This window comes from Gammaproteobacteria bacterium, from assembly GCA_011375345.1.
Classification (GTDB): Bacteria; Pseudomonadota; Gammaproteobacteria; order DRLM01; family DRLM01; genus DRLM01.
In genome coordinates, this window is record DRLM01000017.1 from 30,340 (window position 1) to 43,072 (window position 12,733).

Here is a 12,733-nt window from a genome sequence, read left to right on the forward strand (position 1 = left end):
GCCAAGCGCGCCGGACCGACCTGCAGACTGTGGGTTCTTTCAACAACTGAAGGCGGCCGCCTCAATCATCCCAGCGGTCATCGCGCAACTGCACCACGCCGTTTTCCACCCGCACGGGAAACGTGTGGATGGGCTCGAAGGCGGGGGGCGTCAGGGCGGCGCCGGTTTTGATGGAAAAGCGCGCGCCGTGGCGGGGGCAGATGATCTGGTCACCTTCTAACCTGCCGCAGGCGATCTCAGCGTAATCGTGGGTACACATGTCTTCGATGGCGTAGTACCCGCCGTCCAGCCCGTATACCGCCACCCGGGTGTCCTCCAGGGCCACCACGCGGTGGCCACCAGGTGGAAGCTCGGCCGCCGGGCACACATCGATCCAGTCTGACATTTACAATAAACCCGATTGCAATTTGGCCGCCTCCGACATGCGGCTTTGGTCCCAGGCCGGCTCGAACACCAGCTCCACCCGCACTTCACTCACCCCGGGCACAGCGCGGGCTTTTTCTTCCACTTCCTGCTGCAGGATGGGGCCCATGCCGCAGCCGGGGGCGGTGAGGGTCATCTGGATGTCCACCCGGTAGCCGCCCTCGTCGCGGGGGCTGATTTGCAGCCCGTAAATCAAACCCAGCTCGACAATGTTGATGGGGATTTCCGGGTCATAGCAGGTCTTGAGCTGGTCCCAGATGGCGTTCTCATCGGGTGGCCCTGCATGGGCGGGCGCCGGTTTTTCCGGTGCGGCGCCGGCCTGCTTGCCCAGGGCGTCGGCGTCCTGGGCGGCGATGCGCACCAGACTGCCTTCCACATAGCAGGTGTAGCTGCCGCCCAGGGATTGGGTGATGGTCACGGCCTGCCCGGCGGGCAGGGTGATTTCATTGCCAAAGGGTATCAACACCGCCTTGCAGTCGCGGCTGAGAGTGACGATTTCATTGCTACGCATGGTGGTCATTCCGTCGTCACCGTCTCACCGGTGTTTTTCAGCGCCGCTTCCAGAGTGTGCCAGGCCAGGGTGGCGCATTTGACCCGCGCCGGGTAGTCACGCACGCCGGCCAGCACGCTGAGCTTGCCCAGCCCGCCCACATCCCCGTCCTGGGTCACGGCCCGGTGGAAACGATGAAACAGGGCTTCGGCGTCTTTGATGTTCATGCCCTTGAGGCGTTCGCTCATGAGCGAGGCCGAGGCGGTGGAAATGGCGCAGCCCTGCCCTTCGAACTTCACGTCTTCAATCACATCGCCGTCCACCTTGAGATACAAAACAATGTCGTCGCCACACAGGGGGTTGTGACCCACGGCGCGGCGATTGGCGTCCTCCATGCGGCCGCGGTTGCGGGGGTTGCGGTTGTGGTCGAAGATGACCTCCTGGTAGAGTTCGCGCAAGTCGGACATCAGCCAAACACCTTGATGACCTTGCGCACGGCGGCAAACAATCGGTCCACGTCCGCGCGGGTGTTGTACAAGCCGAACGAGGCGCGGGCGGTGGCGGGCACCTGGAAATGCTGCATCACCGGCATGGCACAGTGATGGCCGGTACGGATGGCCACCCCTTCGTGGTCGAGGATGGTGCCGATGTCGTGGGGATGCACTGTCTCCAGCACGAAAGACAAAATCCCCGCTTTTTGCGCCGCCGTGCCAATAAGTTTCAAACCGGGAATTTCCCGCGCCTGCCCGGTGGCGTAGCAGAGCAACTCGTCTTCGTGAGCGGCGATGTTGCTCAGGCCGATGTTGTCCAGATAGTCGATGGCCACCCCTAAGCCGATGGCACCGCTGATGTGGGGCGTGCCCGCTTCGAATTTATAGGGCAGGCTGTTGTATTCGGTTTTCTCGAACGTGACCAGCCGGATCATGTCGCCGCCCCCCTGGTAAGGGGGCATGGCCTCCAGCAAGCCGGTTTTGCCATAGAGCACGCCGATGCCAGTGGGGCCATACATCTTGTGACCGGAAAAAGTGTAAAAATCGCAGCCCAGGGCCTGCACGTCCACCATGGTGTGCGGCACCGCCTGGGCGCCATCGACCAGCACCGGCACAGCCATCGCGTGCGCAGCCTCGATGATCTCCGCCACGGGGTTGACGGTGCCCAGGGAATTGGACACCTGCACCACGGCAACGAGCCTGGTGCGCGGCGACAGCAGGCGGTGAAAGTCGTCCAGCACCAGCTCGCCCTTGTCATTGATGGGCACCACCTGCAAACGGGCACCGGTCTGCTCGCACACCATTTGCCAGGGCACGATGTTGGCGTGGTGTTCCATTTCGGTGATGAGGATTTCATCGCCTGCTTGCAGCCGCGGCCGGGCATAGCTTTGCGCCACCAAATTGATGGCCTCGGTAGCGCTGCGCACGAAGATGATTTCTTTGTCACTCTCGGCATTGATAAAACGCCGCACTTTCTCCCGCGCATCCTCGAAGGCGTCGGTGGCACGCTGGCTCAAGGTGTGCACGCCGCGGTGGATGTTGGCGTTGTCTTTGCGATAGTACTCGGCCATCGCTTCAATCACCGCCACGGGTTTTTGCGTGGTTGCCCCGTTGTCCAGATACACCAGCGGCTGGCCGTGCACGGATTGGTGCAGAATGGGAAAATCCTCGCGCAGGCGCGTCACGTCATAAGTGTGTCCGGCCAGGGGGCGGGTGGATGCGCTGCTCATGATTCTTCCTCGATGCGGGCCTCACCCGGCAGGCGGGCCAGGACGATTTTGCGCCAGTGGTCGCGCAGGGCCGGCAATTCCACGGTATCGACAATCTCGCGGCAGAACCCGTAGGTCAGCGCGGCGCGGGCATCGTCCAGTGACAGGCCGCGGGCGCGCAAATAAAACAAAGCGTCGCCGTTCAGCTGACCGACGGTGGCACCGTGGGCGCATTTCACATCGTCGGCGTAGATTTCCAGCTCGGGCCTGGTGTCCGCTTCGGCGTGCTCGGACAAAAGCAGGTTGTGGTTGGCCTGACGCGCATCGCTTTTTTGCGCCTGCGGATGAACAATGGTCTTGCCGTTGAACACGCCGCGGCCATGGCCGTCCAGCACACCTTTGTACAACTCATTGCTGCGGCAATGGGGCTGCAAATGATCGACCCGGGTGTGATGATCCATGTGCTGGCGGCCGCCCGCCAGATACAAACCGTTCAAAGTACATTCGGCGCCGGGAGCATTCAGGCGCACATCCACATCGCTGCGGGCCAGCAGGCCGCCGGCGGTGAAGGTGCAGGCGTCGTAGCGGCTGTCGCGGGCCTGGTCCACATGCACGCCGGCCGTGTGAAAGGCCTTGGCGCTTTCATCTTCGAACCGGTAGTGTTTCAAGCAGGCCTTGTCCTGCAAGCGGATTTCGGTGACGGTGTTGGTCCAGCTCGCCACGGTGCTGTCGGCAGCGTATGTTTCGATCAACGTGGCTTCGCTGCGCGTGCCTGCGTCCACAACAATGCGCGGATGACTCACTTTGCCGCCGTGCTCGGGGGTGACAAGCAACAGCACATGGATGGCCATGCCGAGCACAACGCCCGGTGCCACTTGTATGACAACACCGTCGGCGTTAAAGGCATTGTTCAGCGCCACGAAAGGATGGCGCCGGGCGTCAGCGATGCATCCCAGGGTTGCTGCCACCTGGTCCGGCCGGGTCGCCAGAGCCTCGGCCAGGCCGCACACGCTCACCCCTCCGGACAGGCCGCTGAGATCAGACAGCTCGGGACGCCAGCGGCCGTTGACGAAAACCACCCGGTGGCACGGCATCTCCGCTGGCAACAGCGAGTCCAGCCGCGCCACGTCCAAAGTACCGCCGGCCTCGGGATCAAACACGAAACCGCGCCGCGCCAAGACCTGGGTGCGGGTGTACTTCCAGTCTTCATCCTGCGGTGTGGGAAAACGAAAAGCGGCCAGACCTTCTTCGCGCAGCCGCACCAGCCATGGCAGGCTTGCGCCCGGCAAGCCGGCGGCGACGCGGTGGTATTCTGCCGTGAAATGGTCAGCGGCCTGGTCTAGGGCATTCATGCGGCAGCCCCGGACTCGATCCAGCCGTAACCGTTTTGCTCCAGTTCATGGGCGAGGTCGGCACCACCGGACTTAACGATGCGGCCGCCCGCCAAAACGTGCACGTGATCGGGCTCGATGTAACTGAGCAGGCGTTGGTAGTGGGTGACCAGCACAAAGGCACGTCCGGGGCTGCGCAGGGCGTTGATGCCCTCGGAGACGATTTTCAAGGCGTCGATGTCCAGCCCCGAATCGGTCTCGTCCAGAATCGCCAGGGATGGCTCCAGCAGGGCCATTTGCAGGATCTCGTTGCGTTTTTTTTCGCCGCCGGAGAAGCCTTCGTTCACCGCGCGGTGCAAAAATTGCTCGTTCATTTCCACCAGTTTGATCTTCTCCCGCACCAGAGCAAGAAAATCCATGGCGTCCAGCTCCGCCTCCCCCCGGTGTTTGCGCACGGCGTTGACCGCGGCCTTGAGCAAATAAATGTTGCTTACCCCGGGAATCTCCACGGGATATTGGAAGGCCAGAAAAATCCCTTCCCGCGCCCGCTCTTCCGGTGCCAGGTCCAACAGATTCGCACCTTTGTAAATGACTTCGCCGGCGGTGATCTCATAGCCCTCACGCCCCGCCAGCACATTGGACAGTGTGCTTTTGCCAGAGCCGTTGGGTCCCATGATGGCGTGCACCTCGCCGGCGTTTACTTCCAGATTGATGCCTTTGAGTATGGGCTTGCCGTCTACCGCGGCGTGAAGATCTTTAATGCTCAACATGATATTTGCTCGTGCTAGTAATTGATGCGGTTTGAAAGGGCGCGCGTCCTCGGCCTCCCCCTTCGGGAAAGGGGGCCCGAGGCCTGCGGCTTGCGACGCGGCTTGTTGTCATCCCACGCTGCCTTCCAGACTCACTCCCAAGAGGTTCTGCGCTTCCACCGCGAATTCCATGGGCAGTTCTTTGATGACTTCCTTGCAAAAGCCGTTGACGATCAGGGACACGGCGTCTTCCGCGGACAAGCCCCGCTGCCTGCAGTAGAACAACTGGTCTGCGCTGATTTTGGAGGTGGTGGCTTCGTGCTCCACTTTCGCCGTGGGGTTTTTCACTTCCACGTAGGGAAAGGTGTGGGCGCCGCATTGGTCGCCCATGAGCAGAGAGTCGCACTGGGTGTGATTGCGTGCACCCGCCGCAGAGGGCAGGATTTTCACCAAACCGCGATAAGCGTTCTGGCCGTGGCCGGCGGAGATACCTTTGGAGACAATGGTCGAGCGGGTGTTCCTGCCGATGTGAATCATCTTGGTGCCGGTGTCGGCCTGCTGATAATTGTTGGCCAGGGCCACCGAGTAGAATTCGCCCACGGAGCCGTCGCCTTCCAAAATGCAACTGGGGTATTTCCAGGTGATGGCGGAGCCGGTCTCCACCTGGGTCCAGGAAATTTTGGCGCGCGCGCCTTTGCAGTGGCCGCGTTTGGTGACGAAGTTGTAAATGCCGCCGCGGCCGTTTTCGTCGCCGGGATACCAGTTTTGCACCGTGGAATATTTGATCTGCGCCCCTGCCATGGCCACCAGCTCCACCACCGCGGCATGCAACTGGTTTTCATCGCGCATGGGTGCGGTGCAGCCTTCGAGATAACTCACATAGCTGCCCTCGTCGGCCACGATCAAAGTGCGTTCAAACTGGCCCGTGCTGGCAGCGTTGATGCGAAAATAAGTGGACAACTCCATGGGACAGCGCACGCCCTTGGGGACGTACACAAACGAACCGTCGGAGAACACCGCGGAATTGAGCGCAGCGAAGAAATTGTCACCCGGGGGCACCACTGTGCCCAGGTATTTCTCGATCAGCTCAGGGTAGTGGCGCACGGCCTCGGAGAAGGGGCAGAAAATCACGCCTTTTTCCGCCAGCTTGTCTTTGAATGTGGTTGCCACGGATACGGAGTCGAACACCGCATCCACCGCCACCCCCGCCAGGCGTTCGCGTTCGTGCAGGGGAATGCCCAGTTTCTCATAGGTTTTGAGCAACTCAGGGTCCACTTCGTCCAGGCTTTTGGGACCGTCTTTTTTGCTTTTGGGTGCGGAGTAATAGCTCAGCGCCTGATAGTCGATGGGCGGATAGTGCAGGTGGGCCCAGTGGGGTTCGCGCATTTCCAGCCAGTGGTGATAAGCCTTCAGCCGCCACTGCAGCAAAAATTCCGGTTCATTTTTCTTGGCCGAGAGGGCGCGGATCACGTCTTCATCGAGGCCGGGGGGGAAGGTGTCGGACTCGATGTCGGTGACAAAACCGGCGTCATATTCACGCCCCACCAGGGCGTCGATGGGTTGGTTTTTGGTCATGGGTTAACCTGTACGTCGCGTGGAATCAAGGTTCAAACCGGGCTTCCGCCTGGGCGCATGAAACGCAGCGGTTGCACCCCGGGCTCCGCCAGTTCGGCCAGCGTCACCCCTTCCAATGCCGCGCTGACGGCACGGTTGATGCGCTGCCAGTTGCCGCGCACGGAACAGCCACGCTCCTGGTCGCACAGGCCGTCACTGTCGCTGCATTCGGTAAGGGCGATGGGGCCTTCGATGGCGGCGATGATGGCGGCCACGGAAATCTCCGCCGGGGGCCGCGCCAGGGTGTAGCCGCCCTTGGCGCCGCGGTGCGACACCAACAGACCGTGTTGCAACAGGGCTTTTAGGATCTTGCTCACCGTGGGCAGGGCCAGCCCCAGCTCGGTGGCAATCTCGGCGGCGCTTTGCAGGCGCGCAGGATCGCACGCGAGATGCGTCATCACCACCGTGGCGTAATCTGTCAATTTACCTACGCGCAACATTTACTTAAGAGCCCTATGGCATATTTCGGACTATTTTGGTACTAATTGGTTTCGGCGTCAACGGCGGATATGTTAGGGGAATTGCCGCCCGGCGCTTGCCGTTCCCCGCGACAGGGGTTAGCGTATCCGTTCATGAACGCCGCCAAGCCACTGCCCCTGCGGGGGCGCACCATTGCGCTGCCGGAAAAGCGCGAGCTGGATTTGTTCGCCCGCATGCTGGAGGAGCGGGGGGCCACCACGCTGCGCTGCCCTTTGATCAGCATTCACGACGCCCCCGACGCTGCGCCCGTCAATGCCTGGCTGGAGCGCTTCAATGCCGGCGGAATGGACGATTTGATTCTGCTCACCGGTGAGGGGCTGCGGCGCCTGCTGGGCTTTGCGGAACGCTTGGGCGCGAAGGAGGCATTTGTTGAGCGCCTGGCCCGGGTGCGCACCATCACCCGCGGTCCCAAGCCTGCGCGCGAGTTGCGCAAACTGGGCCTGAAGCCTGCTCTCAGCGCCACCGCCCCCACCACTGCCGGGGTGATCGAGGCGCTGCGGCAGGACGATCTCCGCAGCCGCCGGATCGGTGTGCAGTGCTACGGCAGCGATCCGAACCCGGCGCTGATGACGTTTTTGTCGGAGGCGGGTGCCCAGTGTGACCCGGTGGCGCCTTATGTCTATGCGTCCGAGGCGGAAGACCGGCAGGTCATCCACCTCATCGAAGCCCTGGGTGCCGGAAACATCGACGTCATCGCCTTTACCAGCGGCCCCCAGGTCAAGCGGGTATGGCAGCTGGCGCAAGAGGCGGGTTTGCAGGACGCACTGGCCAGCGGCATGGCCAGAACCCGGGTGGCGGCGGTGGGGCCGGTGGTGGCCCGGGCGCTTGAGAGCAGGGGCGTGACGGTTGCGATGATGCCACAGTCCAGCTTCTTCATGAAACCGCTGGTCAAGGCCATCGTGGCGGCACTTGCGCGGGACTGAACCTGCACGGCCTTTTTTTGAGGATGCCTGTCTCACAGCAAGCCCTCATTTGCTGTAATATCGCCTCTTTGCTTTCGACATTAAGGTGGACATGGGGCAGCCAGGCGCCAGCTTCAAAGACGTGGGGCCCGGTGTGATGACTGCCCGACCGCAACGCTGACCGAACGGCCTCTATGGGCAGAGTGAAAATCCTTTTGATCGCAGCCGTGCTGCTGTCGGTGGGGGCGTGCACGTCCCTGTCGGAACGCCTGGCCCACAATCTGGGGGCGGCCATTCTCAATGAAGACGACCCCGAAACCGTGCGCAGCGGCGCCCCCGCTTTTTTGCTGCTGCTGGACTCCCTGGTGATGGACGCGCCCGATGACGTGGCCCTGCTGCGCGCCGGGGCCGACCTGAACGGCGCCTACGCCACCGCCTTTGCCGAAGATTCCGAGCGGGCGGCGCGCCTGACGGAAAAAGCGCGGGACTACGGCCGCCGCGCCCTGTGCGAAGATTATCCCGAGGTGTGCGCAAAGGAACACGGCGCTTTCGAGGACTACGTCCCCACCCTGGCCCGGATCGACGAAGACGATGTGGCCACTCTGTATACTTACGGCGCCGCCTGGGCGGCCTGGGTGGACACCCACAGTGATGATTGGAACGCGGTGGCCGACCTGGCGAAAATCGAGGCGGTCATGGAGCGGGTCATCGAACTGGACGAGGACTTCGAATGGGGCCGGGCGCATCTTTATCTTGCCGTGATCAACAGCCAGCTCCCCCCCAGCCTGGGCGGCCGGCCGGACAAGGCCCGCGCCCACTTCCGCCTGGCCATTTCGATTTCCCAGGGCAAAGATCTGATTGCCAAAGTGGAATACGCCCGCCGCTATGCCCGCCTGATGTTCGATCAGGCCCTGCACGACCGGCTGCTGCAAGAAGTACTCGCCGCCGATCCCCACAGCCCCGACCTGGTACTCAGCAACGTGTTGGCGCAGCGCGCAGCCCGGTCGCTGCTGGCAGGTTCGGCGGACTATTTCGAGGACTAACCCGCAAAGGACAAAAACAACCATGAGAACGTTCGCTGTTGCCTTGTGCTGTCTGCTGCTGCCCCTGGGCGCCGTGCAGGCCAAAACCTTCAAAATCGCCACCATTGTCCCGGACGGCACCCGCTGGATGAAGGAAATGAAGGCTGGGGCGGAGGACATCAAAATGCGCACCCATGGCCGGGTCAGGTTTCGCTTCTATCCCGGCGGCGTCATGGGCAACGACAAGGCCGTGGTGCGCAAAATGCGGGTGGGTCAGCTTAGCGGCGGGGCCCTCACCGGCGGCGGGCTGGCGCTGATTTATCCCGACGCCCAGGTGTACAGCCTGCCCATGGCTTTCACCTCGCACGAGGAAGTGGACTATGTGCGCGGCAAAATGGATGCCCGGCTCATCGATGCCCTGTATCAGGCCGGCTATGTCAGTTTCGGCTTCAGCGACGGCGGTTTCGCCTACCTCATGTCCAACGCGCCGCTGACCACCATCGCCGATCTGGCCGGCCACAAGGTGTGGGTACCTGAGGGTGATGTGTTCAGCCAGGCCGCCTTCGAGGCGGTTCACGTCTCACCCATCCCCCTGCCCCTGGCCGATGTGCTTACCGGCCTGCAGACCGGCCTGATCGACACCGTGGCGTCCTCCCCCATTGGCGCCCTTGCGCTGCAATGGCACACCAAGGTGAAGTACGCCACGGACATGCCCCTGATGTATCTGATTGGCACCATCGTGCTCAAGCGCAGGGATTTCGACCGCCTCAGCCCGGCCGACCAAATGGTGGTGCGGGAGGTGATGAGCAAGGTGTTCAGACGCCTGGACCGTCTCAACCGGGAGGACAACGGCCGGGCCCTGGCGGCCCTGAAAGCGCAGGGCATCACCTTCGTGGAGCCCACGCCGCAAGCCCGGCAGGCCTGGCGAGAGGCCGTCGGCGCTGCGGTGGACAAGCTGGTGCGTCAGGGCACGATCAGCAGACGTATCACTGACACCTTTTACAGCTATCTGAACGCTTACCGCCATGGCCAGCGTTAGGCAGCGCCGCCTGAGCCGCCTCACCCGCCTCAGCACCTGGCTGGAAAACGCGCTGATCACACTGCTGCTGATCGCCGTCATTGTGGTCGCCACCGGGCAAATCGTGATGCGAAACGCCTGGGATGCGGGCACGGCCTGGAGCGAACCCTTCCTGCGCGTCACCGTGTTGTGGTTGGGAATGATCGGCGCCCTGGCGGCCACCCGCGGCGGAAACCACATCCGTATCGACGTTTTGTCCCGCTTCCTGCCGGATGGCGGCAAACGCGCCGCCGTCTTGATCACCAACTTGTTCAGCGCCCTGGTCTGCGGCCTGATCGCCTGGCACGCGGCCCGCTTCGTGTTCATGGAAAAGGCCGACGGCGTTATCGCCTTTGCCGGCGTGCCCGCCTGGGTGTGCGAAGCCATCATTCCCATCGGCTTCGCCCTCATGGGGGTGCGCTACGCGGGGTTTTTCCTGTTGGGTGTGTGCTGCCCTGTCCACTGCCAGAACGTGGAAGCGGCGGACCGCGAGGCCGGTCAGGGTGGTGACGGTCAGCGCCGGTGAACACTGACATGCTGATCGCTTCGCTCGCCCTGCTGGTGGCGGCCCTGTTGGGCGCGCCCTTGTTTGCCGTGATCGGCGCCAGTGCCCTGCTGGGTTTTTATTCCGCCGGTATCGACCTTTCCGTGGTCGCCATCGAAATCTACCGCCTGGCGGAGATGCCGGTGTTGCTGGCCATTCCCTTGTTCACCTTCGCCGGCTATGTGCTGAGCGAAAGCGGTGCGCCGCACCGCCTGGTGCGGCTCACCCAGGCTCTGCTCGGCTGGCTGCCGGGAGGGCTGGCCATGGTGGCCCTGGTGGCCTGCGCCTTGTTCACCGCCTTTACCGGCGCTTCCGGCGTCACCATCGTCGCCTTGGGCGCGCTGCTCTTTCCCGCCTTGATGCAGACCGGCTACCGCGAACGCTTCAGCCTGGGTTTGATCACCACCTCGGGCAGCCTGGGTGTGCTGTTCGCACCGTCCCTGCCCTTGATTCTCTACGGGGTGGTGGCGCAGCAACTGGGCACCGGCGAGCCTTTCACCATCGACGATTTGTTTCTCGCGGGCCTGTTGCCGGGCATCTTGATGATTGCCCTGCTCAGCGCCTGGAGCTACTGGCAGGGCCGGCGCCTGCCCCTGCCGGACCGGTCCCTGCTGGAAGCCAAAGAAGCCGTCATCGAGGCGCGCTGGGAACTGCCTCTCCCGTTCATTGTGCTCGGCGGCATCTACAGCGGTTATTTCGCCGTCTCGGAAGCGGCGGCCGTGACCGCCCTTTACGTGCTGGTGGTGGAATTCCTGGTCTACCGGGACATTCCGCTGAAGCGCCTGCCCCACATCATTCGCCAGTCCATGATCCTGGTGGGTGCCGTGTTGGTGATACTGGGCGTGTCCCTGGCTTCCACCAATTACCTCATCGACGCCGAGGTGCCCACCCGCCTGTTTGAAACCATCAAGGCACACATCAGCAGTCCTTTGACCTTTCTGCTGCTGCTGAATGTGTTTCTGCTGGTACTGGGGATGATGCTGGATATATTTTCGGCCCTGATGATCATGGTGCCATTGCTGTTGCCTGTCGCTGTGGGCTACGGCATCGACCCGGTGCATCTCGGCGTCATCTTTCTGGCCAATATGCAGATCGGCTACTTCACCCCCCCCGTGGGCATGAACTTGTTTATCGCGAGCTACCGCTTTGAAAAATCCATCCTCACCCTGTACCGCGCCACCCTGCCTTTTTTTGTCATTCTGTTGCTGGCCGTACTCATCATCACCTACTGGCCGGCCTTGAGCCTGACGCTGCCGGGGCGGTGACACCCGGCCTAAGGACTCGGTCCGGCGTACGTTTGAGGGGGGGGGGAGCTCAGTGGTCAAGCAGGCGGCGCAGCGACGGCAGATTGTCCCGCACGACGCGCGCGCCCCTGGCCACGCACAGCCGCTTGTGGCGAAAATCCAGCGCATCGATAAGGCAGGGAAAATTGGGAACGAGTACGAAGTCGGCCTCTTTGAGGTGGACCTGGGCCTGCGCCGAAAGGCTGATATCTTCAGCCCGCCGCATGGCCTCAAAGCCGTTGTGCACACTGTGAGGCAGGTGCACCTGACTGGGGTAGATCACCATCACCCGCTCGGTCCCGAAGGAGCGTGCCACATCCACGGGAATGGCGCCGGCGTAACTGCCGTCCGCCAGCAGGTGCTGGCCGCAGACAAAGGGGGGCAGCACGCCCGCCAGCGCCGCGCTGGCATAGACCAGATCGGCGGCCCGCCCATGCTCCAGCACCATCCGCCGGCCGGAGATGAGATCAGTGGCCACCGCCACCACGGGGATGCGGCCGTCCTCCAGATTCTTGTCCTGCGTCAGCGCTGTGAGCAGGCGCCGCCCCTGCTCCAGGCTGGCACTCCCCACGCCCCAGCCGAGCAGCATTTCGGCAAAAGCGCGTTCCGAGGCCAGCAGGTTGCGGATTCGCCCGCGCAGGGTGCGGTGGGAGCGGGCCACCGGCTTGGGAAAACCGCTGGTGTTCAGATTGGCCAGCGCGCCGTACCAGCCCTCGTTCAGACTGTAGGTGGCCCCCACAATGGCCCCCATGGAAACCCCCACAATGGCCTGGGGCCGCCAGCCATAGTGCTCCAGCGCCCGCAGCGCCCCCGCATGGGCCAGGCCCCGGACCCCACCACCGGCCAGGACCAGGGCAAAACTCCGGTGACGCGCCGCCCCGCCCCTCATGAGAAGATCCCGGTCCGGTGCCCGCCGGCGTCCAAAGAAACAGCTTTTTTCATTTTGCGGAAAGACAGGGGCGGGGCGCGCATTTCCAAAACACCGGTGACTTGACACCAGGGCCATGATAGCAAAACAGCTCACAGCCCCTCGCAAGAGGCGGCAATGTCCGTCGGCGCCCGGCCGCTTTGCATTTCCGTTCCGCCCCGTTTAAGCTCCCGGACCCGGTTTCGGCACCGGCCGGCTGGCTGTTTCCCAC

The 12,733-nt window shown here is 62.9% G+C and carries 14 protein-coding genes; 5 read left to right on the forward strand and 9 right to left on the reverse strand.

Features of this window, described 5'->3' with window-relative positions:
* Window positions 1-61: 61 nt before the first annotated feature.
* From ENJ19_01440 to ENJ19_01475, 8 genes are all read right to left on the reverse strand, one after another.
* Complete coding sequence (locus ENJ19_01440; GenBank protein HHM04392.1) at window positions 62-385, reverse strand: non-heme iron oxygenase ferredoxin subunit; 324 nt, start codon at window positions 383-385, stop codon at window positions 62-64.
* A complete protein-coding gene (gene sufT / locus ENJ19_01445) occupies window positions 386-934 on the reverse strand; it encodes a putative Fe-S cluster assembly protein SufT (GenBank protein HHM04393.1) in 549 nt (182 codons plus the stop codon).
* Window positions 935-939: 5 nt separating this feature from the next.
* Window positions 940-1,383 (reverse strand): SUF system NifU family Fe-S cluster assembly protein, encoded by a 444-nt coding sequence (locus ENJ19_01450; GenBank protein ID HHM04394.1) that lies wholly within the window; start codon window positions 1,381-1,383, stop codon window positions 940-942.
* Entirely contained in the window at window positions 1,380-2,633 is a 1,254-nt protein-coding gene (locus ENJ19_01455) for a cysteine desulfurase (GenBank protein HHM04395.1), read from the reverse strand. Before ENJ19_01455 ends, ENJ19_01450 begins: the two co-directional genes overlap by 4 nt.
* Window positions 2,630-3,964, reverse strand: coding sequence for a Fe-S cluster assembly protein SufD (gene sufD, locus ENJ19_01460; protein HHM04396.1), 1,335 nt, complete (start codon window positions 3,962-3,964; stop codon window positions 2,630-2,632). The genes ENJ19_01455 and sufD overlap by 4 nt, the downstream gene beginning before the upstream one ends.
* Entirely contained in the window at window positions 3,961-4,713 is a 753-nt protein-coding gene (gene sufC / locus ENJ19_01465; GenBank protein ID HHM04397.1) for a Fe-S cluster assembly ATPase SufC, read from the reverse strand. Before sufC ends, sufD begins: the two co-directional genes overlap by 4 nt.
* A gap of 108 nt (window positions 4,714-4,821) precedes the next feature.
* The gene (sufB, locus tag ENJ19_01470) at window positions 4,822-6,267 is read right to left on the reverse strand and encodes a Fe-S cluster assembly protein SufB (protein HHM04398.1); all 1,446 of its coding nucleotides are present in this window, start codon (window positions 6,265-6,267) and stop codon (window positions 4,822-4,824) included.
* Window positions 6,268-6,299: 32 nt separating this feature from the next.
* Entirely contained in the window at window positions 6,300-6,746 is a 447-nt protein-coding gene (locus ENJ19_01475) for an SUF system Fe-S cluster assembly regulator (GenBank protein ID HHM04399.1), read from the reverse strand.
* Window positions 6,747-6,878: 132 nt separating this feature from the next.
* Here ENJ19_01475 and ENJ19_01480 point away from each other — a divergent pair, with 132 nt between their 5' ends.
* From ENJ19_01480 to ENJ19_01500, 5 genes are all read left to right on the forward strand, one after another.
* Window positions 6,879-7,709, forward strand: a complete 831-nt coding sequence (locus ENJ19_01480; protein HHM04400.1) for a uroporphyrinogen-III synthase — start codon at window positions 6,879-6,881, stop codon at window positions 7,707-7,709.
* Window positions 7,710-7,882: 173 nt separating this feature from the next.
* Window positions 7,883-8,731, forward strand: a complete 849-nt coding sequence (locus ENJ19_01485; GenBank protein ID HHM04401.1) for a hypothetical protein — start codon at window positions 7,883-7,885, stop codon at window positions 8,729-8,731.
* 22 nt (window positions 8,732-8,753) lie between these two features.
* Entirely contained in the window at window positions 8,754-9,749 is a 996-nt protein-coding gene (locus tag ENJ19_01490; GenBank protein HHM04402.1) for a C4-dicarboxylate ABC transporter, read from the forward strand.
* Between the two features lie 10 nt (window positions 9,750-9,759).
* Entirely contained in the window at window positions 9,760-10,293 is a 534-nt protein-coding gene (locus tag ENJ19_01495; protein ID HHM04403.1) for a TRAP transporter small permease, read from the forward strand.
* 8 nt (window positions 10,294-10,301) lie between these two features.
* A complete protein-coding gene (locus tag ENJ19_01500; protein HHM04404.1) occupies window positions 10,302-11,576 on the forward strand; it encodes a TRAP transporter large permease subunit in 1,275 nt (424 codons plus the stop codon).
* 49 nt (window positions 11,577-11,625) lie between these two features.
* On the opposite strand, the gene ENJ19_01505 is transcribed toward ENJ19_01500, so the two are convergent.
* On the reverse strand, window positions 11,626-12,600 hold the full coding sequence (locus tag ENJ19_01505) for a hypothetical protein (GenBank protein HHM04405.1): 975 nt from the start codon (window positions 12,598-12,600) through the stop codon (window positions 11,626-11,628).
* Window positions 12,601-12,733: the final 133 nt, after the last annotated feature.